25 protein-coding genes are annotated in these 24,058 nt (G+C 71.0%); 4 read left to right on the forward strand and 21 right to left on the reverse strand.

What is annotated here, in order from left to right; all coding sequences use genetic code 11:
* Positions 1-33: 33 nt before the first annotated feature.
* From QM626_RS08580 to QM626_RS08590, 3 genes are all read right to left on the reverse strand, one after another.
* Complete coding sequence (locus QM626_RS08580; RefSeq protein WP_415076003.1) at positions 34-1,368, reverse strand: HupE/UreJ family protein; 1,335 nt, start codon at positions 1,366-1,368, stop codon at positions 34-36.
* 1 nt (position 1,369) lies between these two features.
* Positions 1,370-2,515 (reverse strand): DUF3500 domain-containing protein, encoded by a 1,146-nt coding sequence (locus tag QM626_RS08585; RefSeq protein WP_415076005.1) that lies wholly within the window; start codon positions 2,513-2,515, stop codon positions 1,370-1,372.
* Positions 2,516-2,581: 66 nt separating this feature from the next.
* Positions 2,582-3,649, reverse strand: coding sequence for a hypothetical protein (locus tag QM626_RS08590; RefSeq protein ID WP_415076007.1), 1,068 nt, complete (start codon positions 3,647-3,649; stop codon positions 2,582-2,584).
* A 47-nt stretch (positions 3,650-3,696) separates the two neighbouring features.
* Between QM626_RS08590 and QM626_RS08595 the strand changes: the two genes are divergently transcribed.
* Entirely contained in the window at positions 3,697-4,287 is a 591-nt protein-coding gene (locus tag QM626_RS08595) for a TetR/AcrR family transcriptional regulator (RefSeq protein ID WP_415076009.1), read from the forward strand.
* Positions 4,288-4,429: 142 nt separating this feature from the next.
* On the opposite strand, the gene QM626_RS08600 is transcribed toward QM626_RS08595, so the two are convergent.
* Positions 4,430-5,296 (reverse strand): endonuclease domain-containing protein, encoded by an 867-nt coding sequence (locus QM626_RS08600; RefSeq protein ID WP_415076011.1) that lies wholly within the window; start codon positions 5,294-5,296, stop codon positions 4,430-4,432.
* 269 nt (positions 5,297-5,565) lie between these two features.
* Here QM626_RS08600 and QM626_RS08605 point away from each other — a divergent pair, with 269 nt between their 5' ends.
* Positions 5,566-5,838, forward strand: coding sequence for a hypothetical protein (locus QM626_RS08605; RefSeq protein WP_415076013.1), 273 nt, complete (start codon positions 5,566-5,568; stop codon positions 5,836-5,838).
* A gap of 46 nt (positions 5,839-5,884) precedes the next feature.
* On the opposite strand, the gene QM626_RS08610 is transcribed toward QM626_RS08605, so the two are convergent.
* Both QM626_RS08610 and QM626_RS08615 read right to left on the reverse strand, forming a co-directional pair.
* Positions 5,885-7,102 carry an amidohydrolase family protein gene (locus tag QM626_RS08610; RefSeq protein WP_415076015.1) on the reverse strand — a complete coding sequence of 406 codons (1,218 nt, stop codon included), beginning with the start codon at positions 7,100-7,102 and terminating at the stop codon, positions 5,885-5,887.
* Positions 7,099-7,749, reverse strand: a complete 651-nt coding sequence (locus tag QM626_RS08615; RefSeq protein ID WP_415076017.1) for a GntR family transcriptional regulator — start codon at positions 7,747-7,749, stop codon at positions 7,099-7,101. Before QM626_RS08615 ends, QM626_RS08610 begins: the two co-directional genes overlap by 4 nt.
* A 198-nt stretch (positions 7,750-7,947) precedes the next feature.
* On the opposite strand from QM626_RS08615, the gene QM626_RS08620 reads away from it, so the two are divergent.
* Entirely contained in the window at positions 7,948-8,934 is a 987-nt protein-coding gene (locus tag QM626_RS08620; RefSeq protein WP_415076019.1) for an isopenicillin N synthase family dioxygenase, read from the forward strand.
* On the opposite strand, the gene QM626_RS08625 is transcribed toward QM626_RS08620, so the two are convergent.
* Both QM626_RS08625 and QM626_RS08630 read right to left on the reverse strand, forming a co-directional pair.
* On the reverse strand, positions 8,931-9,236 hold the full coding sequence (locus tag QM626_RS08625; protein ID WP_415076021.1) for a DUF2316 family protein: 306 nt from the start codon (positions 9,234-9,236) through the stop codon (positions 8,931-8,933). The two genes, QM626_RS08620 and QM626_RS08625, sit on opposite strands and share 4 nt — an antisense overlap.
* Before the next feature lie 17 nt (positions 9,237-9,253).
* Entirely contained in the window at positions 9,254-9,658 is a 405-nt protein-coding gene (locus QM626_RS08630; RefSeq protein WP_415076023.1) for a VOC family protein, read from the reverse strand.
* Positions 9,659-9,766: 108 nt separating this feature from the next.
* On the opposite strand from QM626_RS08630, the gene QM626_RS08635 reads away from it, so the two are divergent.
* Positions 9,767-10,072, forward strand: a complete 306-nt coding sequence (locus QM626_RS08635; protein WP_415076025.1) for a hypothetical protein — start codon at positions 9,767-9,769, stop codon at positions 10,070-10,072.
* Between the two features lie 26 nt (positions 10,073-10,098).
* Here the strand turns inward: QM626_RS08635 and QM626_RS08640 are convergent, their stop codons facing one another.
* From QM626_RS08640 to QM626_RS08700, 13 genes are all read right to left on the reverse strand, one after another.
* Complete coding sequence (locus QM626_RS08640; RefSeq protein ID WP_415076027.1) at positions 10,099-10,407, reverse strand: hypothetical protein; 309 nt, start codon at positions 10,405-10,407, stop codon at positions 10,099-10,101.
* A 29-nt stretch (positions 10,408-10,436) separates the two neighbouring features.
* On the reverse strand, positions 10,437-11,381 hold the full coding sequence (locus tag QM626_RS08645) for an aldo/keto reductase (RefSeq protein ID WP_415076029.1): 945 nt from the start codon (positions 11,379-11,381) through the stop codon (positions 10,437-10,439).
* 38 nt (positions 11,382-11,419) lie between these two features.
* On the reverse strand, positions 11,420-12,568 hold the full coding sequence (locus QM626_RS08650; protein ID WP_415076031.1) for an NAD(P)/FAD-dependent oxidoreductase: 1,149 nt from the start codon (positions 12,566-12,568) through the stop codon (positions 11,420-11,422).
* 119 nt (positions 12,569-12,687) lie between these two features.
* Positions 12,688-13,362, reverse strand: coding sequence for a GntR family transcriptional regulator (locus QM626_RS08655; RefSeq protein ID WP_415076033.1), 675 nt, complete (start codon positions 13,360-13,362; stop codon positions 12,688-12,690).
* 115 nt (positions 13,363-13,477) lie between these two features.
* Complete coding sequence (locus QM626_RS08660; RefSeq protein WP_415076035.1) at positions 13,478-14,359, reverse strand: NAD(P)-dependent oxidoreductase; 882 nt, start codon at positions 14,357-14,359, stop codon at positions 13,478-13,480.
* A gap of 13 nt (positions 14,360-14,372) precedes the next feature.
* Entirely contained in the window at positions 14,373-15,827 is a 1,455-nt protein-coding gene (locus QM626_RS08665) for a four-carbon acid sugar kinase family protein (protein WP_415076037.1), read from the reverse strand.
* A complete protein-coding gene (locus tag QM626_RS08670) occupies positions 15,824-17,557 on the reverse strand; it encodes a PucR family transcriptional regulator (RefSeq protein WP_415076039.1) in 1,734 nt (577 codons plus the stop codon). Before QM626_RS08670 ends, QM626_RS08665 begins: the two co-directional genes overlap by 4 nt.
* 59 nt (positions 17,558-17,616) lie before the next feature.
* Complete coding sequence (locus tag QM626_RS08675; protein WP_415076041.1) at positions 17,617-18,081, reverse strand: flavin reductase family protein; 465 nt, start codon at positions 18,079-18,081, stop codon at positions 17,617-17,619.
* Between the two features lie 50 nt (positions 18,082-18,131).
* Positions 18,132-19,355, reverse strand: coding sequence for an acyl-CoA dehydrogenase family protein (locus QM626_RS08680; protein ID WP_415076043.1), 1,224 nt, complete (start codon positions 19,353-19,355; stop codon positions 18,132-18,134).
* 101 nt (positions 19,356-19,456) lie between these two features.
* Positions 19,457-20,698 carry an MFS transporter gene (locus tag QM626_RS08685; RefSeq protein ID WP_415076045.1) on the reverse strand — a complete coding sequence of 414 codons (1,242 nt, stop codon included), beginning with the start codon at positions 20,696-20,698 and terminating at the stop codon, positions 19,457-19,459.
* An 88-nt stretch (positions 20,699-20,786) separates the two neighbouring features.
* Complete coding sequence (locus QM626_RS08690; RefSeq protein ID WP_415076047.1) at positions 20,787-22,340, reverse strand: ABC transporter substrate-binding protein; 1,554 nt, start codon at positions 22,338-22,340, stop codon at positions 20,787-20,789.
* Entirely contained in the window at positions 22,334-23,242 is a 909-nt protein-coding gene (locus tag QM626_RS08695) for an ATP-binding cassette domain-containing protein (RefSeq protein ID WP_415076049.1), read from the reverse strand. Before QM626_RS08695 ends, QM626_RS08690 begins: the two co-directional genes overlap by 7 nt.
* On the reverse strand, positions 23,242-24,057 hold the full coding sequence (locus QM626_RS08700) for an ATP-binding cassette domain-containing protein (protein ID WP_415076051.1): 816 nt from the start codon (positions 24,055-24,057) through the stop codon (positions 23,242-23,244). The genes QM626_RS08695 and QM626_RS08700 overlap by 1 nt, the downstream gene beginning before the upstream one ends.
* Between the last annotated feature and the right edge of the window lies 1 nt (position 24,058).

A 24,058-nucleotide genomic window follows, 5' to 3' on the forward strand; every position in this document is an offset into this window, starting at 1 on the left:
GCGCGCCGCCGGCTACGCGGTGGCCGCCCGGGCTCAGCCGCCCGAGCCGACGCGCGACGTTTCGGGCAGGTCCGCCGGCGCGGGCGGAGCGGCGGCGTCGCGCCTAGCGCCGCGGCGCGCCAGCACGGCCGCGCAGGCGATCCAGAGCGCGGCGACGAGCCACGGCGACGCCGCTCCGATCGAGTCGGCGGCGGTCCCGAGCGGGTTCGTCATCCCGAGCCGGTCGACGAGCCACCCGACCGCGGCGAGCCCCGTCACCACGGCGGCGGTGACGCGCAGCGGCGCATAGCCGCGGGTGCGCGCGAGCACGACCAGCGGCGGAAGCACGAGCAGCACGACGAACAGCTGCATCAGTTCGATGCCGATGTTGAACCCCAGCAGGCTGAGCACGAGCGGCCACCCGGACAGGTCGAGCGCGGCGAGCGTCGTCGAGAATGCCATGCCGTGCACCAGGCCGAACGCTCCCGCGACGATCGGCTCCCTGCCGGGGAAGAGGGGGCGGATCGCGTGCAGCGCGGCGACGAGGATGCTGACCGCGATCAGCGCCTCGACCGGCTGCTGCGGCACCGGCAGTCCGAGCGCGCCGAGCGCGAGGGTCAGCGAGTGTCCGGCGGTGAAGGCGATCGTGATCGCGGTGATCCGTCGCACGGCGCGCCGCGGTGGCGCGACGCCGCGCCACCGGCCACGGATCGCGAGCAGCGGCGCGGGCAGCAGCAGGGTCAGCAGGAACAGCTGGTGGTCCGTCCCCTCCGCGATGTGGGAGATGCCCAGCGTCACCATGCCGACGAATCCCTGCCACGGGCTGCCGTCGTCCAGGTCGATGTGCAGCGTCGGGATGGTGCCGGTGACCGTGTCCACCGTGATCGTGCCCAGGTCCCGCGCCGAGTCCGTCTCGCCGGCCGCCCAGTCGCTGTGCAGGGTGACGTAGATATCGGCGGTGATCACCCGGTGGATGATCGCGTCGTAGGCGAGCGTGAAGTCGCGGAGGTCGGACGCATCCGGCGGGGTCAGCGTGGCGGTGGCGGTCACGGCGGGGAACACCCCGGTGCCCCATTGCTCGGTGTCGGACGCCGCGACGTCGGCCACGACGACCTGCCACGCCCCCGCGGCGCCGGTCACGGCGACGTGCGCGGTCAGGTAGTCGGCCACGGCGGCCGCCGTCGCGGCATCCATCTGGCCCTCGACGAGCGTGATGCCGCTCGCGGTGCCGAGGTCGGCGGAGGGCAGCGTGAGCGTGGCGGTGATGTCCTTCTCGTGCACGTCGAGCTCGATCGTGGTGGCGGGCACGACATGCGCGGCGGCGGGCGCCGCGAGGCCGGCCGTGATCGCGGCCACCGCCGCGAGCACGGCCGGCAGCAGGCGTCTCATCTCAGCCGGTCAGCCCGCCGTAGTCGGTGTTCTTGTCGCGCCACACCGCGTGCGGGTGGGCGCCGGAGAGCACCACGCCGTTCTGCATCGAGAACTCGATCCACACCGACGGTCCGTCGATGCGGATGTAGTCGCCGGTCTCGCTCATCGCGGTCGTGCCCGAGTACGCCACGTACGTGTCGTCGAGCTCGCTCTCGTACTGGGCGAGGATGGTCGCGGCATCCGCGTCGTCGATGTCGTCCACGTAGGTGTTGATCGCCGCCAGCAGCAGCGCCTGCTGGTCGTCTGTCAGATCGGACCCCTCGACCCCTTCGGACGTCGTGGGGAACGCCCAGTCCTCGCCGGGACCGAGCAGGATGTCGTTGTACGAGGTCGAGAGCTCCGCCGACGCGAGCTGCGTGGCGTCGAGCGAGGTCAGCAGCGCGGCGAAGGCGGCCTGCTCCTGCTGCTCGGGCTGCACGGTCACCCCGTCCTGCTCCACGGTCGACATCGGCTCGATCCCGCGGAAGGAGGGCGTCGCACCGACGAGGGCGCCGTCGGTATAGGTGTTGGCGACGGCGAGGTGGTGGCCGCCGAACTGCAGCTCCCAGGTGCCGGAGTCGCTCGGAGTGCCCAGGTATGCGATGAAGAAGTTGCCGCGTCCGTAGTCGGACCCGCCGCCGTTCGCCTCGAGATAGTCGTCGGCCGCCCAGTGCTGCAGGATCTCGTCGAAGCCCTCGTTCGCTGCGGTGCCGGTGACACCGGCGAGCAGGTCCTCGAGCGCCGACCACTGGTCGTCGGAGAGCGAGTCCGTCTGCAGCCCGACCCGTCCCCCGCTGGTCGAGGAGTCGCCGCCGGGCCCCCCGCCCATCCCCGTCAGCAGCGCGTTCGGGAAGTTCGACCAGTCGGCCGCGTTCGCGAACGTGTAGTCCTGGGAGAGCGAGGACTTCTGGTCGTCGGACAGGGTCGCGGCGAAGGCTTCCGCCAGCGCGACGACGTCTCCGGAGGAGGACGAGGCGGACGCCGTTGAGGTGGCGGTGGCGGTGGCCGTCGCTGTCGCGGTCTCCTCCGTGGTGGCGGTGCTCGTGCAGCTCGCGAGCGCCGTGGTCAACGCGAGGGCTCCCGCGCCGGCGAGCCAGGCACGGGGTCGCAGGTTCTTGGTGTGCATGCCTCAAAGCGTAGGGGAACCCTGCCGGGACCGCGACGTCCGCGGTCCGTTCGAGCGTCCGCGGAGCTACGCGGTGGCCGCCTCCAGCGTCGCGGGCGGCACGTGCATGGTGGCGCGTGCGCGGAAGTGCCCGATCAGCGTCAGCACGACCCCCAGCGCGACCCAGCCGATCAGCGTCCACCACTGCTGCGAGTCGTCGGCGGCCGGGAAGTAGCTCAACGACCGGATGAGCCAGTTGGAGGCGCCGGGCACGAAGAACTGCCCGATCTGCCCCCACGGCTGCGCGAGGAACTGCCAGGGCGTCGAGGCGGCCGACAGCGGGTTCGCGAACAGCACGGTCACCACCGCGCCGATCCCGATGCCCGGCGAGCCCAGCAGCGACGCCCAGCCCACCACGAACGAGCTGGTCGCGAGCACGGAGAGGCCGATCGCCAGGGCGTTGAGCCAGAAGTCGCCCTGCAGATACTCGAACCAGCCCTGCATGACGAGGGTGATCAGCAGTCCCGCCGTCACCGCGAAGCCGGCCAGGGCCGCGAGGCGGCGGACGGCGCCGACGACCAGCAACGACACCAGGACGCCGCCCAGCATGCCGCCCAGCATCATCGGGAAGGATGCCGCCGCCAGTCCCGCGCCGGTGGAGTCGGTGTCCGACAGCGACACGACGGAGGTCACCGTCACCTGCGCGGTGCTCGCGTCGCCACCTGCCGCGGCGATCTGCTGCGCGAGCTGAGCCTGCAGCTGTGACGCGACGCTGGTCAGCAGCGATGCCGCCGTGCTGCTCGCCGCCGGGGCGGTGAGCACCTCCGGCATCCCGGTGTCGGAGAAGACGATCGCACCGTACGTCTCGCGCGTCTCGATCTGCGAGACCGCATCCTCTCGATCGTCCGCGGCCACGAAGTCGAAGGTCGTGACGCCCTGCTCGCCCAGCGCGTCCTCGAATGCGCTGACAGTCGCCTCCGGGCCGGCGATGCCGACCGGCAGGTCGTGCGCGGCGCTCGTCTTGGTAGGCCAGAGGAAGGCCAGGACGATCAGGACGACGACCAGGGAGCCGGCCGCGCCGAATGCGACGGCGACGCCCCACTTGGTGTGCGGACGAGACGGAGCGGCGAACACGCGGACCTCCAAAAAGAACATGTGATTTGTTTGCGTCGCCAGCGTAGCAGAACGCGTATTCTTTTTGTATGCCTCGACTCACGGATGCCCGGCGACGGAGCCGGCGCGACCAGATCGCGGACGCCGCGATCCGTTGCTTCGCCCGGCAGGGCTTCGCCCAGACCTCGATGGCGGACATCATCGACGAGTCGGGCCTGTCGGCGGGATCCATCTATTCGCATTTCGCCAGCAAGGCCGAGCTGGTGCGGTTCGCCTCCGCCGAGATGCTCGACTCCCGGCTGCAGGAGCTGGCGGAGCTCTTCGCCGCGCAGGCGCCCCTGACGCCCGGTCGACTCGTCGCGGTCACGCTCGACACGTTCCCCCCCGATCGCGAGCAGGCACAGCTGCTCCTGCAGATCTGGGCCGACCTGCCCCGTGACCCCGAGCTGGCCTCGATCGCCCGCACCAACATCGGGAAGGTGCGCGACCTGATGCGCACCGCCCTGCGGCCGTGGGCGCGCGACCAGGCAGCCGTGACGGATGCCTCCGCCACCACGATCGAGGCCGAGGTGGCGGAGGCGGTGATGGCGGCCGTGCAGGGCTACGTCGTGCGACTCGCGTTCGACCCGGATCCCGACCCCGCCGCCGTGCGCCGCGGTCTCGCCCGCGCCTTCGGCTGAGGCGGCGACCGCGCCATAACTCCGCCTGACGGGCCGACACCGCGCGCCGCATCCGCGAGATTCCGCGACGACCCCGGACCACGCGCCCCGCCCAGGCGGAGTTATGACACGCTCGGCCGCGAGCGCCGCCGCGTCCTGGAGGCTACCGGCCGACCCGGCAGCCGTCGTGCACCGCGCGCAGTCCGCGCAGCGCCTCGAGCACCTCGTCCGGCCGGTACATGATCTGCTCCGCTGTGGGGCGGAACGTCGCATACCCGAGCCGCGCCGCCAGGAGGTCCCGCTCGCGGTCCTTGCGCTGCTGCTCCCACGAGGCGTGGAATCCCTTGCTGTCGCACTCGACGATGAGCCAGCCGTCGAGGAGGAGGTCGACCCGGCCGACCCCGACGATCTCGACCTGCACGTCGACGTCGTACCCTAGCGCCCGCGCCATCAGCCGCGCGAGCGTCTCCGGGCCCGACTCGGCGCGCTCGTCGACCAGGGCACGCAGCACCGCGAAACGACGAGGCAACGCCGTGAAGACCTCGCCGAGCTCGAGGAAGGTCACCAGCCCCCGATGAAGCGCGCTGTCGATCGTCGCCACGGCGTGCCGCGGCTCCTGGCAGAGCACCGCGTGGATCAGCGCGTCGACGATGCCGACGCAGGCGTTCGTCCCGTCATGCGGCCGCACGAGCGGGATCCAATGGAGTCGCCCGCCGCGCGTCTTCCGCGGCGGCAGGGGGGTGAAGCGGTCATGCGCGGACCGCAGCCGCGACGCCCCGCGATCGATGTGGACGTGCAGGCCCGTGTCGACGAACACGAACACGCCGAGCAGGCGCAACAGGCTGAGGCAGGTGAGACGGCCGCCGACGCGCAGCGCCCTGATGATGTCGTCCGGCACGCCGGCCCAGACGTACCTGTCACGCCGCGCGCGGATCAGGCGCCCGGTCGCGACCGCTGCGACCAGCCCGCGGCGGGTCATCCCGGAGGAGAGGAGGTCGGCGCGGCTCAGGCTCTCGTAACTCGAGTACATGCCGACGACTGTCGCGACAACGGCACGGAGCCGACCACGCCGAAGCCGAAGAGGTGGACAACCCGGCGACGGCGACGGCCTGGGGAGAACCGGACGGCGCGTGTCATAACTCCGCCTCGGAGCTCGCGCCTGCCCGGCCGACACCCGGAATTCCGCACTCGGAGGAGACGTCGGCCGGAACGGAGGCGGAGTTATGACACAGCGCACGACCACGACCCGGACCGCACCCCCGCGCCGACGTACACTGACCGGGGCGGGAGGAGACCGGCATGCCCGACAACAGCGGCGACGTCGACGGCATGACCGCCGAAGAGGCGGAGCGCATCGTCCGCAACGCCGGCGCGGGCAGGCTCGACATGAGCGATCCCGAGATCCGCAAGCTCGTCGCCACCGCGCAGCGCAGCATCGCACGTCACACCCTCTGGGGGGACGTCAGCGGCACCCGGCATCGCCGATGGGTGATCGGCGGCATCCTGTTCCTGCTGCTCTGGCTGATCGGGCTGGCGGTGCCGTTCCTCTCCACCTTCGTCTGGAGCCGCTGACGTCCTCAGCCGTCGAGGTCGTCGAGGCCATCGGCGTGCTCGTGCGTCACGGCAGGGAGACGAGCTCCTCGTCGACGCGACGCACCGAGGCCAGTCGTCCCCGACGCACGACGCTGCGACTGCGCGCGCCGCCGGCCACCGCGGCGGCGAGCGTGGGCGCATCGAGCAGGACGAGATCGGCGACCGCGCCCATGACCGGCCCGGCTGGCGGCAGACCCAGCAGCCGGCGTCCCGCGTCGCTGACGGCCGCGTACGCCTCCTCGATCGTCAGATGCGCGGTCATGACCAGCAGTGCCGCAGTCGTCAGATGGTCGGCGTCGCCGAGGGGGTTGATCGTGTCGCGCACGTTGTCGCCGCCGCCGGCGACGACCACCCCGTGCTCGAGCAGCCCCCGCACCGCCGTCACCCCGCGCGGGGTGGCCACCGGGCGGTCCCGCCCTTGGAGGTAGAGGTTCGTCGCAGGGCACGCGACCACGCCGACCCCGCCGGCCCGCAGCGCTCCCGCCGCCTCGGTCAGAGCCGCGGCCTCGAGCAGCCCGAGGCTCACGCAGTGGCTCGCCGTCACCGTGCCCGCGAGCGGCTCGGCCGCCACGGCACGAGCGAGCCGCACTGCGGTGAGCGAGGCCGGGTCGAGCCGCTCGTCGGCGTGGATGTCCATGCCTACGCCGCGGGCCCGGGCGATCGCGATCAGCCGGTCGACCTCGGCCGCCGGATCGGCCGCGGTGTGCGGCGACCCGCCGACCAGGTCGGCGCCGGCATCCAGCGCCGCATGCACGACCTCGTCGGGGATGTCGTTCTTGGGCAGCACCGCGATCTGCAGATCGACCGCGTCGCGGACGAGCTGCCGCACCCGCACGAGGGCGCGCACGCTGCGCAGCGGATCGGCGCTGGGGAAGATCTCGGCATGCGTGCGCACGGCCGTCACGCCGTTGGCGAGGTATCGACGCACCAGCGCCAGCCCGCGACGCACGAAGTCGTCCTCGTCGAGCGTCGGCGCGTGCCGCTGCCAGGCGGCGATGCCCTGCAGCAGGCCGCCGTACACGGGCCCGATGTCGTCGACGACGAGCGCCTTGTCGAGGTGCGCGTGGGGCTCGACGCCGGGCGCGAGCACGAGCATGCCGGCCGCGTCGAGCTCACCGGCAGCCGGCGGGCGAGCGGATGCCGCGGCCACGTCGACCACGATGCCGTCCGCGATGCGCAAGTCGACGAGCGAGCCGTCCATGCCGCGGGCACCGCGCACGGCGGAGATCGGGTCGCCGGTCATTCCGGCCTCCTCAGCATTCGGCGCAGCACCCCGTCGACATGGGCGACGGCCGCCTCGCGCGCAGCCGTCGCATCGCCCCGGTCGAGGCCGTCGACGATCCGCGCGTGCTCGTCGTAGGCGTAGCGGCGGTTCGCCGCATCGTTCCACATGGCGCTGCGGTACAGGTGGGTGACGGTGTCGAGCCGTGCCAGCGTGCCGACCAGCGTCGGGTTGCCGGCGGCATCCCGGATCGCGGCGTGGAAGGCGATGTCGGCGAGACGGTCCTCGACCTCGTCGGCCGTTGCCGCCAGGCGCGCGCGCTGCATCTCGAGGCTCGTGTGCAGCACGGCGAGCGCGCCCGCGGAGATCCGGCCCGCCGCCAGCCCTGCGGCGAGCCCGTCGAGCTCGCGGCGCACCGCGAACGCGTCCGCGAGCTGCCCGTCGTCGATGCGCGCCACCCGGGCGCCGGCGTAGGGGGTGTGCGTCGCCACGCCCTCGGAGATCAGCTGCTGCACGGCGTCGCGCACCGGGCTGCGGCTCACGCCGAGGTCGCGGGCGAGAGCCGGCACGCTGAGGGCCTCGCCCGGCGCCAGCTGCCCGGTGAGGATGCGGCCGCGCAGGTCGAGCAGGACGTTCTCGGCCAGCAAGGGGGAAGCGGTGATGGACATTGCATGCAATCGTAGGATGCTCATCGGCGCCCGCCACGGTCCTCCGCGATCTGGTAACACGATGGTTACGTGCCGGCAAAACGGGCGGCATGCGCCGGGGTTGTACTGGTTGTGCGGGCAGATTACATGCAATCTGCCGGGCGGTTCGCCGTCGCCCGATCGCGTCCGGGATTCGACGCATCCGTTCGAAGGATCACCATGACCACCGCCGATGACATGCAGGAGCTGCAGAAGGAACGCCGGATGGGCGGGGAGGGCGTCGTGTCCACCCGCCGCGAGCTGCGCCGCATCGACCTCACCGACTTCGAGGACCGCTTCGACGAGATCGCCGACCAGCTGTGGCAGGCGGCGACCGAGGTGGGGTTCTTCCAGATCGTGGGCCACGGCATCCCGCAGCAGGACGTCGACCGCGCGTTCGCGATGTCGAAGGCGCTGTTCGACCTGCCCGCCGAGGTGAAGGAGCAGTACCCGCTGCGCAAGGCGGACAACGCCGGCTACGAGTACCGCTCGCAGGTGCGGCCCTCGATCGGGGTTCCCGACCAGAAGGAGAGCTACCAGATCACGCGGCCGTTCATGGCCGACCTGTGGCCCTCCGACGCCGAGCTCGCCGGCTTCCGCGACGCCATCCTCGGCTTCGAGCACGAGTGCTGGGCGCTCGCGATGCGGCTGCTGTCGTGCTTCGCGGTGAAGCTCGGCTTCGACCGCGACTTCTTCACCCGCGCCCACGACCCGGAGCAGGACACCTATCAGAGCACGCTGCGGCTGCTGCACTACTTCGCGGTGCCCGAGGAGGCGCGCGGCACGGACGCGCCGTGGCGCGCCGGCGCCCACACCGACTTCGACGTGCTCACGCTGCTGTTCCAGCGCGACGGTCAGGGCGGTCTGGAGGTGCTGCCCGGCAAGGAGATGGAGACCGAGGAGTGGACGGCCGTCGAGCCCACGAGCGACTCGATCACCTGCAACATCGGCGACATGCTGATGCGCTGGAGCGACGACGTGCTGCCGTCGAACTTCCACCGGGTGCGCGGGCCGCGCGCGGGCGAGAACCAGGACGCCCGCTACAGCATCGCCTACTTCGCACAGGCCAACCGGGACGTCGTGATGACGAGCCCCACCGACGCCTGGGAGCCCATCACCGCGCGCGACTACATCCTGCAGCGCATCGCGGCGAACTACGGCGGCTAGGGCGTGTCCCGGCGCGGCGCGCGGCGCAGGTCGAACCACGCGTCCGCCTGCGCCCGCGCCGCGTCGGTGAGCACCGTGAACACGACGGGTCCCCGGTCCAGGTCGGCAGCGGCCTGCACGAGATAGTCCCGCAGCAGCCACACGTCGGCCGGGTCGGCGTCGTCGACGGCGACCGTGCGCCGCAGGCGGTCGGGCGTGACGTCGAGATCGGCGGCGACGGCGTCCGCGTCGCGCCCGACGAGCTCGAACGCCCGTTGCAGCTCTGCGCGGGTCCGTTCCCGCTCCCGTGCGTTCAGCGACATGACACCGGCTTCGCGCGTCAGGCGCCGATGTTCACGAGCCAGCGGATGCCGAAGCGGTCGATGAAGTCGCCGTAGCTGGCGCCCCAGGGGGCCTTCGCCAGCGGGGTGGTGATCTCGCCGCCGGCGCTGAGGGCGTCCCACAGCTCGGTCAGCCTCGCCTCGTCCGGCCCCGAGAGCGAGAGCGTGATGTTGCCGTTCTTGCGGAACGCGTCGAATCGTTCGTCCGCCGGCAGGTCCGAGCCCATGAGCTCGATCTCGTCGGCGCCGAGGTAGGAGTGCATGATCGCGTCGGGGTCGGCGCCCGGCATCCCGCCGGAGCCGAAGGTCATGAACTGCGGCTCGCCGCCGAAGACGCTCGCGTAGAACGTCATCGCCTCGCGCGCGTCGCCGCTGAAGTGGAGGTAGGGGGTGAGCAGGGCCATCGGAGTTCCTCACGTCGCCGGACGACCGCACGGGAGGGCGATCGCGCTCAGCTTCGCGCTCGCGGGCCGGCACCACAAGCCCGCCGGCCGGATGCGCTCGGTCCGAGCATGCCGACTTCGATGAACCAGGAGCGCTCGCATGGCCGTCAGCACCTCCGGGCATCGGCGTACTTCGGCGTCGCGGTCGACGGCCCGGGTCGGCAGAGCGAGCTGTTCGAGAAGAACGTGCCCTTCCGACCGGACTGGGAGAACGTGCTCACGCCCGTGCTCGACGCCGTGCTCGGCCTCGACGGCGTGGACGCCGGCCGGGTCGCCGTCTACGGCATCAGCCAGGGCGGCTCCTGGGTCGCGCGCGGCATCTCGTTCGCTCGCATGCGGCGTCACGGCGCAGCGCATGTTCGACTGGCTCGATGAGACGCTGGGACGCTGACGCCCGATCGTCACGGATGCGTCGGGTCCGCACGCCGCCTCACGTCGACGACACCGGCGAGAGGAGCGGGGACCGCCACGATCCAGCTCCTCCCGGGGATGGAGGTGCCGGCGCGCGTCACGTACTCGTCGACGGTCAGGACGTACTCGTCCCCGACGCCGGACTCGTCCAGCGTCCCCGGCACGACGACGCCGTCGCGGAACAGGACGAGGAGGTCCCCCGTGGCGATGTCCTCGGTCCCCGTGCTCAGGCGCGCGCCGGGGTAGAGATGGCTGTGCGGTGTCGACCATGCCGGCACCTCGTCGTTCCCACCCGCCATGGCACCCACCTTAGAGGGCTCCACGGAGGTCATCTCCCGCTGGCGTCGTCGAGTCGACCGATGTCGTCCGCGGTCAGCTCCAGCCGGACGGCGTCGAAGATCACGCCGAGCTGATCCGGCACCCGCGCGCTGCTGACCGGCGCCGCCACGGTGGGCTTGGCCAGGAGCCATGCGAGGGACACCGCCCCCGGAGCCGTGTCGTGCGCGGCGGCGACCTCGTCGAGCGCGGCGAGCACGCGTCGGCCCCGATCGGTGGCGAGATAGGCGTAGCCCGTCTCCGCCCGCGGTCCGGTCACCGTCACCCCGTCCCGATATTTCCCGGTGAGGAAGCCGCGCGCCATGGCGTTGTACGGCAGCACGGCCAGCCCGTGCTCGGCGGCCAAGGTCTCATAGGTGTCTTCGAAGCCGCGCTCGACCAGGTTGTAGAGCGTCTGCAGCGCCACCGGCCGGTAGAGGCCTTCCTCGTCGGCCGCGCGTATCCAGGCGCGGATGCGGTCCGGAGCCATGTTCGAGACGGCGGGGTATCGGATCCTGCCTTCGTCGACCAGGGCGCTGAACGTCTCCGCGACGTCCTCGATGGGCACCAGCGGGTCATCGTCGTGCACGTAGTAGAGATCGACGTAGTCGGTCTGCAGCCGGCGGAGCGAGCCCTCGAGCGCCGCGCGCACGGTGGCGGGGGCCAGGCCCTTGTACCGCGGGTGGTTGCCCGCCTTCGTCGCGATGACGAGGTCCTCCCGGTTCCCGTGGGCCCTCAGCCAGGTGCCGATGACCGTCTCCGACTCGCCGCCGGCGTGCCCGTCGACCCATGCCGAGTAGGAGTCGGCGGTGTCGACGAAGTTGCCGCCGAGACCGACGTAGCGATCGAGGACCGCGTGGCTGGTGGCTTCGTCGGACGTCCAGCCGAAGGTGTTGCCGCCCAGGTTGACCGGGAAGACGCGGAGATCGCTGGCTCCCAGCGTGGATCGCTCAGCCACTGCCGTTCCTCACTTCTCCCTCTCGACGACCCCGGTCGTCAGCGCGCGGTGGACGCCAGCGGGCCGGCCGTGTCCCGGTTCGCGAAGCGGTCGGGCCGGAAGCCCTCGAGGTCCGCCGCCTGACCGCCGAGGTCGTCCGCGATCAGGCTCGCGAGCGCAGGCGCCAACGTCACGGCGTTGTGGGTGACGGCGAAGTAGATGCCCGGCGCCTGCGCGGACTCCCCCACCACGGGCAGTCCGCCCTGCGGGATCGCGCGAACCCCGGAACGGGTGCCCTCCACGGGGATGTCCGCCAGTGCCGGCACGATCGCACGCGCACGGCGCAGGGCCTCCGTGACCAGCGGGTCGTCGATGGCGAGGTGGCGCACCTGCTCCGACTGGGTGAGCTGGTCCGTGCCGATCATGAGGCGGCCGCCGCCGTCGGGTCGCAGCGAGACCCCCGGGGCGAGCACGACGCGGTCGAGCGAGACCGGCGCCGGCGCCGTGACCGTCTGGTTCCCCGGCACGCTCTCGATCGGGATGTCGAGCCCGACACCGCGCGCGAGCGCCTGCGCTCCGGAGCCGGCCGCGAGCACGACGCGGTCGGCGTCGATCCGGACGCCGTCCTCGAGCAGCACCGCGGGGCGATCGCCGGCGATGAGCCGCGCCACGCGGCCGCGCAGATATCTGGAGTCATGCCGGTTGGCCGCCCGATCGAGCAGGGCGTTGACGAGGGGGACGACGTAGGCGTGGCCGCCCTGCCGCACCACGAAGACGCTGTCCACGCGCTCGGTGTCGAGACGCAGGTCCGGTTCGATCGCGCGCAGACCGTCGACCGAGAGCTCGTCGACGGTCACGTCCCATCCGCGCAGCTCGGCGACCGCGCCTCGCAGGTCGGCGACGCGCGTGGCGTCGTCCCGGTCCGCCCAGTGGATGCTGCCGTGGAACGTCGCCCAGTCGCCGCCGGTCTCGCTCAGCAGCCGCTGATATTCGTCCATCGCCCGGACGTGGAGGTCGAAGACGGCCCGGGGTCCCTTGTCGAAGGCGTTGATCCAGCCGAACGCCGCCTTGCTGGTGCCGCCCGCGGGGTACGTCTCGTCCACGAGCGTGACGCGCGCGCCGCTCTCGGCGAGACGGAGCGCGACGCAGGTGCCCATGACTCCGGCCCCCACGACGACCACATGCGCGCCGGTCAGTTTTCGGGACATGGTGAACTCCGCTTCCGCCGGTGACAAGGGATGGCAGGTTTTAGGCTACCAACTTGTCGGCGAGATTGCATAGTTCTTTGTGTGCAAAGCAGTGCAGAGGCCTCATCCGGCGTCCGGATCTACCCTGCGGCGCGCCCCGGGGGGAACGCCCGCGCGATGATCGCCAGCGAGAACTCGACGTGCTCCCGCGCGCACTCGCCCGCCCGGTCGACGTCTCCCGCCAGGATCGCGTCCAGGGTCTCCGCGTGCTGCTCCGCGGACAGCTGGATGTCTGCCGGCGAGTAGAGCATCGCGACCCGGCTGTTGAAGTGGTAGACCTCGTTGTTGGCCAGGAGCTGCTCGATGCGGGGGTTGTTCGCCGCCCTCACGACGAGACGGTGGAACTGACTGTTCGCCTTCATCCGCGCATCGGCGGTCAGGTCCGTCGCGGTCGCGCTCTCACGGAAGGCCTCGAGCTCCGCCTTCTGCTCATCGGTGCCACGCGTGGCCGCGAGACGGGCGGCGTACGACTCGAGCGCCGCACGCACCTCGTAGACCTGCGTGATCTCGTCGTACGCATGCTCGTGCACGACCCATCGGCGGCGGCGGGACTCGATGAGGCCGTCGGCGGCCAGCCGCTGCAGGGACTCCCGCACCGGCGTCCGGCTCACCTGCAGCCGCTCGGCGATGTCGGCCTCGACGAGGGCCTCGTTCGGGCGCAACGCTCCGTTGAGGATGTTCTCGCGAAGCTGCCGGTAGACGAAGTCCGTCCGCTTCACGGCGCCCACGCGGCTGTCGACCGCATCCGTCGTCACGGTAACACCAACTCATGTTGCATGCTAACGAGAATACAGAATCACCCCCGACGCCCGTCGGTCGACGTCGAAGTCCGTCATGCGGGCGCGCCGGTGACGCTGCGAGCCGACGGGGTCACCCCCGCCGGCGAGCCCGGAGGACGTCGATCACTCGCGAGTCGTCCCTGCGGCCCAGACCGGCGTCGCTTCCCTCGCGGAACAGCGCACGCGCGGTCGACGCCAGCGGTGTAATCGACTCGGCGTCCTCGACGGCGCCGGTGACGAGCCCCAGGTCCTTGACGAAGATGTCGATCGCGCTGCGGACCTCGTCGCCCTCCGCGGCGACCATGCGGCGGCCGCGGTCGTCGAGCATGAACGAGGCGGCCGCGCCGTGTCGGATCACCTCGTACGTCGCCGCGGGATCCAGCCCGAGCGTCTCGGCATAGGCGAGCGCCTCCGCCGCGGCCGCGATGTGGACGCCGCAGAGGAGCTGGTTGACGAGCTTGACCTTCTGCCCCACGCCCGGGGCGTCCCCCACGATCGAGACCGTGCTCGCCATCGTGCTCAGCAACGGCTCGATCACGGCGAGCGCCTCCGGCGCCCCGCTGACCATGGCCAGCAGGTCCCCGCTGCCGGCGCGGGCGACGCCGCCGGACACCGGCGCGTCCACGACCGAGACCCCCGCCTGCTCGAGGCGCGAGGCGATGGCCTCCACGGCGGCGGGGCCCACCGTGGACATGATCATCACCGTGCTGCCCGGCGCGAGGGATCCGGCCGCGCCGTCCGGTCCGAACAGGACGGAATCCGCCTGATCCGGCGTCGCGACCATCACCACGAGCACGTCGGCGCCTTCCGCGACCGCCGCGCTGCCGGCCCCCGCGCCGACGCCCTGAGCCGCGACATCCGTCACGGACCGCGGGTTGACGTCGAACGCCGTCACCTCGAAGCCCGCGCGCACGAGGCGCACCGCCATCGGCGCACCCATGGCGCCCAACCCGATCCATCCGACCCTCGTCATTCGTTCCTCCTCGTCATGCGGACTGCTCGTTCAACGCGGTGACGACCTCGAGCAGGCTCGACTCGTCGCCGACGTTTCCCGGGAAGATGATGAACGGCACCCCGCGGGCGAGGTCGGCCGAGTCCGAGGGGATCATGACCGACACCCCGGGCCGCAGCTGGCCGAGCAGCGCCGCGCGCCGGATGCCGAGGCCCCGCACCGCGACGTCATGCGAGGTGATGCCGCCTTTGGCCACGACCCAGCCGGGGCGAGACGCCAGCACTCCCTGGACGACGGCGACCAGCGCCGTCGACACGGCCTGGGCGATCGCCAGGCTCTCCTCCGGCCCTGCGCCGTCGACGCGGCGACGGCTGGTGTACACCATGACGTCGGACGAGCGCAGCGCGTCCCGCACCCGCTCGACGGTGCGCCGCACGTGCGCGTCGCGCGTGCCCGGGTCCAGCAGCGGTGCGACGTCGAACTCGATGTCCGCCGCCCGGCCGGCCTGCCGCACCCGATCCAGCTGCCGGCCGGTCATGGCCACATGGGATCCGGCGATGATCAGGCCGGGCCGCCGCGGCCGGCCTGCCGGCCAGATCTCCGCCGCGGTGACCAGGGCTCGCGGCTCGCTGCCGATCAGTGCGGCGACGAAGGAGGGCCCGGTGCGCATGAGGAAGCGCCGGCCGCCCTCCTGCGCACGGAGGATCCCCAGCATCGCGACCTCGTAGTCCGCGTCCTCGATGCCGTCGAGGACGACGAACCTGCCGTCGGCGACGTCGGCGAGCATCCGGGCGACCCGGTCCGGACCGCCCTCGCGGATGTCCGTCAGGGTCACGGCCGAGATGTCGTCCCGCCGCACCGTTCCGCCGCTCTTCTCGACGATGAAGTCGCGCAGATCGGAGGACGCGTACCCGAAGGTCGCGTCGCGGGCGAACTCGGTGTCCGCGACCGGGACGTACTCCCCGGCCACCTTCGCCCAGTGCACCGACCCCGCGGTGACCCGCCCTGCGGCGAACAGCGCCGGCGCGACGATCACGCCGTCGTATCCGCGACCGAGGACCTCACGGCGGGCGTCGTCGAGCGCGCGCACCTCGTCGAGGATGTGCCCGCGCAACGTCGAGTCGCTGCGGCTCACCATGTCGAGCTCGAAGCCCTCGCGCTCCGATATCCGCAGCAGGTCCCGGGCGACCGTCGCCGTCAGCTCGACGGCGTCCGCGCGCTGCATGCCGCGCGTGTTCGTCAGGACGAAGGTCGCGCCGTCCGCCCGGCCGAGCGCGGAGGCGTACACGGCGGGGTCGAGGGCGGTCACGATCTCGACGTCGTGCACGGACTGCGATCCGGTGGGATCGTCGTCCAGCACGACCGTGCGGCCCCCGGACCGGCGACGTGCCCGGCGGATCGTCTCGCGTGCGCCCTCGACGCGCAGCGGCGGCGGGCACCCCTCCAGGCCCGGGACCGCGCCCGGGACCGCCGGCGTGGCGCTGCTCATGCGAGGCCGGAGCGGCGGCGCGATCCGTCGACGGTGGGAAGCAGGTCCAGCGCCATGGTCACCCTGGTCAGGTCGCGATAGGAGTGCAGGTCCAGTCCGGTGAGCTCGGCGATGCGCTCCAGGCGCTTGTGCAGCGTGTTGGCGTGGATGTTGAGGTCCTCCGACGTGGCGTTGATGTGGCCGTCGTGGTCGACGAAGGAGCGGAGCGTGCGGACCATGTCGGACTTGCGGCGCTCGTCGTAGTCGGCCACCGCCCCGAGGACGGACGTCACGAAGGCCTGCATCTGATCCGCGGACATCGAGCCGGTCACCTCGACGAACGATCCGAAGTCGGAGTAGAAGGCCAGCGGCGACGCACCGGTGGCCAACGCGGAGGCGAGGCGCGCCTCGCGGGCTCCGCGCACGACCTGGCCGAGCCCGTAGATCGAGGAGCTGACCGCGAGCTGCTCGGCGTCCGGGTGGGCGTTGAGCACCGCCGTCGCGGACTCCACCGGGACCGACCCGCCGCGCAGCAGGAGCAGCAGGTCCTGGCCGTCCGCGACCGCGCTCAGCACGTTCCAGCCGTATGCCGCGAAGCCGCGGGCACGCCGGCTCATCCTCACGGCCGACTCGGGGGTGGGGGTGCGCATGACGGCGACCGTCATCACGGACTCGTCGGCGACGCCGAGCAGCCCGGCGAACTCCTTGATCTGCGCGCGGTTGAGCGTGCCGTGCGCCAGTGCGAGCAGCATGGTCGGAAGCGCGAGCGTGGTCAGCGCGGAATCGGTGCGCGTGGCCTGCAGGTGACCGCCGATGACCAGGGCCGCCTGACGGGCGACCACGTGGTCGAACCGGCTCTCGTCGTCGAGCACGGGGGCGATCAGCACGTACCCCAGATGGGAGCCGCTGCCCGCGCCGTCGATCGGCACGACCGTGCATCGCCCGTCGCCGGCGGCATCCCCCCGACCGTCGGCCAGCGCCACCGACGTGTCCCGCAGCGCCGGCACCGAGGCCGGGTCGGCGTGGAGGGCCAGCTCGTTCCCCTCGGCGTCGATCACGAGCACCGACCGCTTCAGCACGCCGGAGGCGATCCGCGCGACCTGGGTCGGCGTCGTCGGCGACCCCTCGGACAGCAGCTGGATCATGTTCGACTGGGCGACGTACACGTTCTGCAGCTGGGAGTTGTCGGCCTGCAGCCGGCCTTGCACGTCCTCCAGTGCGCGGCGGAGCTCCTCGCCCTTCTCCGCCTGGACGGCCGTCGCCATGCCGATCGCGGCGAGACGGCACGTCAGCGACACCAGCTCCTCGTAGTCGCGCAGCTCGTCGTGCGGCGTGTGCCACGAGCAGGTCATCACGCCCACGACCGACGCGTCGCGGGTGATCGGGCTGTAGTAGACCGACTTCACGCCGGCCTTGCTGAGCAGCTTGTACGTCAGCGACCTGCGGTCGTACTCGTCGATGTCGAGGAAGATCGGCTTCCCGGTGGTGAACACCTCGACGGACGGGTCGAGTCTGCCGCGCACCTTGTTCGACAGGGTCGCGTCGCCGAGCTCCAGCTCCTCGGTGTGGGGATGCGGGCCGGCCTGCCCGGCCGGGACCAGCCGCGTGTCCCGGAGGACACGGATGTTGACCTCGTAGCAGTCCAGGTACTCCTTGACGTAGACGCAGATCTGCTCGAGCGTCGCGGTCAGCGAGCGGAAGCCGCTGACGTCGAGCGCCGACTCCGCGACGTGGAACAGGCCTTGGACCATCTCGAGACTCGACGATGACGTCGTCTTCACAGGCATGTGCGCTCTCCGCATCTTCCGAATCAGTACTGGGGGACCTGGAGCGGGTACATCGCCCGCTGGTAGTACGCGAGCGGGACCTCGTCGAACTCGTCCTGACCCGCCGCCACGACCTCGGCGAAGAACAGGCCGTGCGTGCCGCGCCGCTCCACGTCGACCACCCGGCAGTCCATCCACGCCGCCGCGCCCTGAATGATGGGGGAACCCGTCAGCCGTGGGCTGTGGTCGACGCGTTCGAACCGCTGCTGGTGCGACATCCCGGGGGTGGCGAACAGCTCGGCGATCCAGCGGTGCGAGCCGGCGAGGATGTTCGCCGCGTAGACGCCGCTGTCGAGCACCTCCTGGTACCCGCGGTTCTTCATGTTGAGGCAGATCAGCACCGTGGCCGGCGCGAACGTGATCGAGGTGAACGAGTTGATGGTCATGCCCACCGGACCCTCCGCGCCCTTCGTGGTGGCGACCACGACGCCCGTCACGAGTCGGGACATGGCCGCCCTGAGGTCGCCCGGCGGGACCTGCGACGACGCCGGCTGAGACATCAGCTCGCGAAGGTGATCGGAGGGGCCTCGCGGCGCATCGCCCAGGCGCCCGCCTGCTGCACCTTGACCTCCATCACGTCGGTGAGCGCGAAGGTGCGCGCATCGCGCCAGAACCGGTCGTACGCGTACTTCCGCGAGCTGGCCTGGCCGCCCAGGAACTTCGGCAGCTCGGCCGCGAACCCGGTCGTCGCCTCGTAGGCGGAGATCTTCGCCTGGATGCCGGCGATCGAGACGGCCCCGCGCTGGTCCGCCTGCGGGTCGCGCCGGAAGGCGAGCCCCTTCTGCATCGCGATCTCCAGCGCGGCCTCGGCGGCCGTCAGGCGCGCCTGGTGCAGACCGAGCTGATATTTGATGGACGTGTCCTCGAAGATCCCCGGGTAGGTCGGATTGGTCTGGAGATAGTCGCGGAGCGCGTCCATCGCACCCAGCCCGATGCCGAGCAGGACGGCGCTGGTGAAGTACTGGGAGAAGATGCCGGCGAGGTCGACGGGGTTCGGCGCGGCGGATGCGGCGGCGTTCGAGCCGGCCCAGTGGTATCCGTCGGGCACGAACACGTCGTTGAAGGTGATCGATCCGCTGCTCGTGGCGCGCTGCCCCATGTTGTCCCAATCGTGGTTGAGCTGGACGCCGTCCCAGGAGAGGTCGATGAGCACCTCATGGCCGCCGCCGGTCTTCACCGACTCGAAGCCCTCCATCAGACCGATCGTGCTGGCATAGGAGGCGCCGGCGGACCCGGTGGCGAAGTACTTCGTGCCGTTGATGACGACGCCGCCGTCCACCTTGCGGATCGGGACGCGATAGTCCCCGCGAGCGCCGCGCTCGGCCACCGGGCTGCAGATCAGGGCGCCCTCGTCCCGCACGCGCCTGATGACCTCCTGCCGGGCCTCGGCGCCGAGCTTGCTGTTCGCGCCGGTGAGCGTCACGGACTTGCGCCGCGTCAGCTCGTACACCTGGGCGGTCGAGCCGTCGCCGGCCGCGATGTTCTTCACGACGTGGAACATCGTGAGCGTGTCGTCGTACATGTCCTCCGAGGCCTGGCCGCCCGCGGACCTCGTGAGCGAGAGATCGTGCAACGGAGACCGGGCGATCAGGCGCATGTTCTCGTGCGGGAACGTGGCCTCGCGGTCGACCTCGGCGGCCGTCGTGGCGAACTTCTCACGGAGCTCGGCGGCGGCGTCGACGTACTCCTGGCGGAGGGCGGTATCGCTGGACGGGGTGGGCACGGGATCCTCCATTACGCGTCACCAGGGATGATGAACGACTTCGTATGCAACGCTACACACCAAGGCCGGGACGCGAAACAGTGGAAACACCACTTCTCGTCTCATCCGGGTGTGGCCGGTCCACACCGCTTGCGGCTTCGCAGCACGGCGGCGGCGATGGCGCACGTGACGACCAGCGGGATCCCGCCCGACAGCGCCATCCCCCACCGCGCGCCGAGCTGCTCCACGATCAGACCGAGGATCGGGCCGCCGAAGGCCTGCCCGCCGGAGGCGATCACGATGTAGAGCGACATCACGCGGCCCCGCATCGCCAGGCTCGACGACGTCTGCACCATCGTGTTGGAGGCCGTCCACATCAGGATGTTGCACGCCGCCGAGGCCGCGATCAGCGCGACGAACAGCCACTGCGAGGGAGCGAAGGCGGCCAGCAGCTTGAAGCCCATGAATCCCACGGTGGCGCTGTAGACCGTGCGCAGGCGCACCCCCTGCCGCGCCAGCGACAGCAGCGCCCCCACGAGCGCGCCCACGCCGAGGGCGGACGTGTACAGCCCGTAACCCGTGGCGCCGGTGTCGAAGACGCGTTCCGCGACGCTGGTCAGCAGCACCGGCCAGTTGATGCCGATCAGCGAGACGACGAACAGGACGGCGAAGGTGAGCCGGATGGACCGGTTGCGGATGCAGTAGACGAGCGCCTCACGGATCTGCCCCCGCCCCGCTCCCTCGCCGACGGGGATCCGGGGGGACGAGGTCCGCACGAGTGCGAGCGTGACGATGTCGACCGCCGCGAGCGCAGCGGCGGACAGGAACGCCCAGCGGTCGCCGATCACGAGCAGGACGCCGCCGACGGCGGGACCGATCATCTGCGCCAGCTGCGAGATCGTGGCGTTCAGGCTGATCGCGTTCGGAAGCACCGCCGGATGGGCGATCTCCGCCACCAGCACCTGGCGCGCGGGCAGGTCGACGAGCGCGAGCAGCCCGGTGACCGCGACGGCCGCGAAGATCGCCCCCGTGCTGAGGAGCCCGGCGAAGGCGAGCAACGCCAGCAGCGCGGCGACGGCAGCAGCCGTCGTCTGCGTGACCAGCAGGATCACTCGCGCGGAGTTGCGGTCGACGACCAGGCCGCCCCACATGCCGAGGAACAGGGCAGGGCCGAACTGGAAGAGCACGAGCGCGCCCACGACCGCTGCGTCGCCGGTGAGCTGCAGGACGGTCCAGTCCTGCGCGATGCGCTGGATCCAGATGGCCATGGCGGCGGCGAGCTGCCCCGCGATGAAGACCCGGTAGGTGGGGATGCGCAGCGCGCCGATCGGGTCTCGGCGCCGCGGGGAGTCAGAGGTCGTCACGGGGAATGCTCACGGTGGATCGGTGGTCGACGGACGCGGAGAGGCCGGGACCGGCGCGTCCACACGCTCCGGCCCCGGCCTCGACCTGCTAGTTCACGGTGATGTCGTCGAAATAGATCCGCTCATCCAGCACGGGCGTGAAGTTCACCCGGTCGGAGACCCCGTAGGCATCGGGCTGCTGGTACAGGAACACCGCCGGTCGATCCTCCGAGATGATCGACCAGATCTGCTCGTAGTCCGCCTGCCGCTGGGTGTCGTCCATCTCGGACGCCGCTGCCGTGATCAGCGCGTCGACCTCGGGATTCTCGTAGTCGAGCCGACCCACGTTCGCGCTGTTGCCGCCCTGGAACCACGGGACGTCGCTGCTCGAGTCCAGGATCGGGTCCCCGAGCGCGATCAGCAGACCCTCCTGATTGGTCTTGTTGCTGAACGCGTCCAGATACGCCGTCCCGCTGAGCGTGTCCAGCTGCACGTCGAACCCGACGGCGTCGAGCTCGCTCACGATCAGCTGGGCGACCTGGGTGTCCAGGAGGTAACGGTCCGAAGGCGCGGTGATGTGGATCGTGATCGGCTGGCCGCCGCCGACCTCCTGGACGAGCTCCTTGGCACGGTCCTGGTCGTACACCGAGGTGTTCAGGAGGTCCGGGTTGGCCCCGAAGACGCCCTCCACCGCGCGCTCACGCAGCGTGGTCGCCTCGCCCTTGAACAGGGTGCTCGTGATCAGGTCCTTGTCGATCGCGAGGTCGATCGCCTCCCGCACGCGCGAGTCCGCGGTGACCCAAGGGTCGTTCGTGCGCAGGGCGAGCAGCATCACGCGCGTGCTCGGGCCGAGCACGGTCTGCGCGGTGCCGTCGTCGTCGAGCCGATCCCAGTCGGTCGGATCGACGTCCGTGACGATGTCCGCGCCGCCCGTCAGCAGCTCGCTCACACGCGTCGAGGCCTCGGGGATGGTCCGCACCACCACCTGTGCCCACTTCGGCGTGTCACCGAAGTAGTTCGACGACGGGCTCAGCGTGATGTGATCGTCCCGCACCCACTCGTCGATCTTGTAGGGACCGGACCCGACGGGGCTCTGGAGGTAGGCGTCCATCCCCTCGTCCGCGATCAGCTGCTGCGGCAGGATGGAGCCGCCGACCGAGGCGAGCACGCGGAGCATCGTCGGCATCGCGGCCTTCGTCTTGATCTCGATCGTGTCGCCGTCCGCGGTCACGGACTCGATGCCGCTGAAGAACGAGTACTGCGTCAGGGTCTGGTCGGTCGCGACGCGCATCAGGGAGTAGACGACGTCGTCGCCCGTGAGCGCGCTGCCGTCGGAGAACTTCACGTCGTCTCGCAGCGTGAAGTCCCAGGTGAGGTCGTCCACCTGCTCCCAGTCGGTCGCCAGGTCGCCGACCGGGTCCAGGGTCTCCGGGTCCAAGGTCACGAGCCTGCTGTAGATGTTGCGGTCGATCCGCTCGCCGTTGATGCTGGGCACCGCGCCCGGGTCGAGCGTGGTCGTGTCAGCGCTCTGCGCGATGACGAGCTTGCTGTAGTCGCCGGTCTCCGTGCTCGAGCCCACGCCCGCGCAGCCTGCGAGGGCGAGGGCGGCGGCCACGCCCGCCGCGACGAGCGCGATGCCTCGCCGAGGATGCTTCTTTACCATTTCTTTCTTCTCCAGGTTCTTCTTGATGCAGGAACGACACGAACCGCCTCCGAGATGGCGGCGAGGACTTCGGTACGAGGGGGAACACCTCCTTCACCGGGGACGAGGGTGAAAGGCACGATGTCGCGACTGATCTCCACGAGCTTCTTCGTGTAGTCGGTCGCGGGGTTCTGGAGGACCACGCCGGCGGGACCGTGCTCGACGACCTTTCCGAGGTTCATGACGACCACGTCGTCGCTGATCCGCTCGACCGCGTTCAGCCCGTGGGCGATGAACACGATCGAGAGCCCGAGCCGCTCCTTCAGGTCGATGAGCAGCGCCAGGATCTGCGCCTGGATCGAGACGTCGAGCGCCGAGACCGCCTCGTCGCACACCAGCACCTTCGGGTTCATCGCCAGCGCGCGCGCGATCGCGATCCGCTGGCGCTGGCCGCCGGAGAACTGGTGCGGGTACTTCTCCAACGCCGAGGCGGGCAGCCCCACCATCTCGAGCAGCGAGACGCACCGCTGCACGAAGTCCTGGCTGCGGTCGAAGCGCTCGTGCCGCAGCGGCTCCCGGAGCAGCGCCTTCACCCTCATCCGCGGGTTCAGCGACGAATAGGGGTCCTGGAAGACCACCTGGATCGCGCGCAGCGCCCGCTGCGAGGACCGCTTGGCGTGCAGATCGACCGCCGCGCCGTCGAACAGCATCGTTCCCGCGTCGGGAGTCTCCAGTCCCATGATGATGTTGGCGAGCGTGGACTTCCCCGACCCGGACTCGCCGATGATCCCGAGCACCTTCCCCCGCCGCAGCACCACGTCGACGTCGTCGAGCGCACGCACCGGCACGCGCTGGAGCCGGTTCCGCACGTAGAAGGTCTTCACGATGCCCGTCATCTGCAGGATCGGCTGGCTCTCGTCCATCACCGGCCCTCCTCGTCCTCGAGCACCAGGGTCCGGGCCGTCGCGAGCGACGACGCCGCCAGCAGGCGTCGGGTGTATTCGTGCTGCGGGGCGCGCAGGACGGTGGCCGTCGACCCCTCCTCGACAACCTGCCCGCGGTACATGACGATCACCCGCTGGGCGAGCCGGGCGACGACGCCGAGGTCGTGGGTCACGAACAGCAGCGCCGTCCCCCGCCGGTGGGTGAGGTCGAACATCATCCGCAGCACCTGGTACTCGATGGTCACGTCCAGCGCCGTGGTCGGCTCGTCGGCGATGAGCAGGCGGGGCGACTTGACCATCGCCATCGCGATCATCGCGCGCTGGCGCATGCCGCCCGACAGCTCGTGCGGGATCGCGCGGGCGACCCGTTCCGGGTCGCGGATGCCGACCTCGTGGAGGATGTCGAGCACGTCGCGCTGGCTCACCGAGGTCCCGCCCTCGCGAATCTGCCGGCTGATCGGCATCAGCGGGTTCAGCGCGGTCAACGGCTCCTGGTAGACGATGGAGAGGTCGGTCCGCAGCACCCGGCGGCGCTTCTGCGCCGACATGCGGACCATGCTCACGCCGTCCCAGCGGATGTCGCCCCCGCTCACGCGCAGCCCCGGGTCGAGCAGGCCCAGGATGGAGAAGCAGGTCAGGCTCTTGCCCGAGCCCGACTCGCCGACGATGGCGACGCGGTCTCCGGCGTCCATGCTGAACGACACGTTCCGCACGATCGGCGTGTCCGGCGCATCGACGGTCGAGACGCAGAGGTCGTCCACGACCAGCAACGGTGATGTGGAATCGGTCGTCATC

Origin of the sequence: Microbacterium sp. (genome assembly GCF_047606385.1) — a bacterium.
In the GTDB taxonomy this organism is placed as follows: Bacteria; Actinomycetota; Actinomycetes; order Actinomycetales; family Microbacteriaceae; genus Microbacterium.

Excerpts from the sequence above, each read along its gene's own strand:
- QM626_RS08600 (WP_415076011.1), bottom strand. The coding sequence starts at position 5,296 with ATGTACTCGAGTTACGAGAGCCTGAGCCGCGCCGACCTCCTCTCCTCC.
- QM626_RS08635 (WP_415076025.1), top strand. The coding sequence starts at position 9,767 with ATGCCGACTTCGATGAACCAGGAGCGCTCGCATGGCCGTCAGCACCTC.
- QM626_RS08615 (WP_415076017.1), bottom strand. The coding sequence starts at position 7,749 with ATGTCCATCACCGCTTCCCCCTTGCTGGCCGAGAACGTCCTGCTCGAC.
- QM626_RS08675 (WP_415076041.1), bottom strand. The coding sequence starts at position 18,081 with ATGTCCCGACTCGTGACGGGCGTCGTGGTCGCCACCACGAAGGGCGCG.
- QM626_RS08700 (WP_415076051.1), bottom strand. The coding sequence starts at position 24,057 with ATGACGACCGATTCCACATCACCGTTGCTGGTCGTGGACGACCTCTGC.
- QM626_RS08580 (WP_415076003.1), bottom strand. The coding sequence starts at position 1,368 with ATGAGACGCCTGCTGCCGGCCGTGCTCGCGGCGGTGGCCGCGATCACG.
- QM626_RS08695 (WP_415076049.1), bottom strand. The coding sequence starts at position 23,242 with ATGGACGAGAGCCAGCCGATCCTGCAGATGACGGGCATCGTGAAGACC.
- QM626_RS08630 (WP_415076023.1), bottom strand. The coding sequence starts at position 9,658 with ATGGCCCTGCTCACCCCCTACCTCCACTTCAGCGGCGACGCGCGCGAG.
- QM626_RS08620 (WP_415076019.1), top strand. The coding sequence starts at position 7,948 with ATGACCACCGCCGATGACATGCAGGAGCTGCAGAAGGAACGCCGGATG.
- QM626_RS08610 (WP_415076015.1), bottom strand. The coding sequence starts at position 7,102 with ATGACCGGCGACCCGATCTCCGCCGTGCGCGGTGCCCGCGGCATGGAC.
- QM626_RS08590 (WP_415076007.1), bottom strand. The coding sequence starts at position 3,649 with ATGTTCTTTTTGGAGGTCCGCGTGTTCGCCGCTCCGTCTCGTCCGCAC.
- QM626_RS08595 (WP_415076009.1), top strand. The coding sequence starts at position 3,697 with ATGCCTCGACTCACGGATGCCCGGCGACGGAGCCGGCGCGACCAGATC.
- QM626_RS08690 (WP_415076047.1), bottom strand. The coding sequence starts at position 22,340 with ATGGTAAAGAAGCATCCTCGGCGAGGCATCGCGCTCGTCGCGGCGGGC.
- QM626_RS08660 (WP_415076035.1), bottom strand. The coding sequence starts at position 14,359 with ATGACGAGGGTCGGATGGATCGGGTTGGGCGCCATGGGTGCGCCGATG.
- QM626_RS08640 (WP_415076027.1), bottom strand. The coding sequence starts at position 10,407 with ATGGCGGGTGGGAACGACGAGGTGCCGGCATGGTCGACACCGCACAGC.
- QM626_RS08625 (WP_415076021.1), bottom strand. The coding sequence starts at position 9,236 with ATGTCGCTGAACGCACGGGAGCGGGAACGGACCCGCGCAGAGCTGCAA.
- QM626_RS08585 (WP_415076005.1), bottom strand. The coding sequence starts at position 2,515 with ATGCACACCAAGAACCTGCGACCCCGTGCCTGGCTCGCCGGCGCGGGA.
- QM626_RS08670 (WP_415076039.1), bottom strand. The coding sequence starts at position 17,557 with ATGGTCCAAGGCCTGTTCCACGTCGCGGAGTCGGCGCTCGACGTCAGC.
- QM626_RS08665 (WP_415076037.1), bottom strand. The coding sequence starts at position 15,827 with ATGAGCAGCGCCACGCCGGCGGTCCCGGGCGCGGTCCCGGGCCTGGAG.
- QM626_RS08650 (WP_415076031.1), bottom strand. The coding sequence starts at position 12,568 with ATGTCCCGAAAACTGACCGGCGCGCATGTGGTCGTCGTGGGGGCCGGA.
- QM626_RS08605 (WP_415076013.1), top strand. The coding sequence starts at position 5,566 with ATGCCCGACAACAGCGGCGACGTCGACGGCATGACCGCCGAAGAGGCG.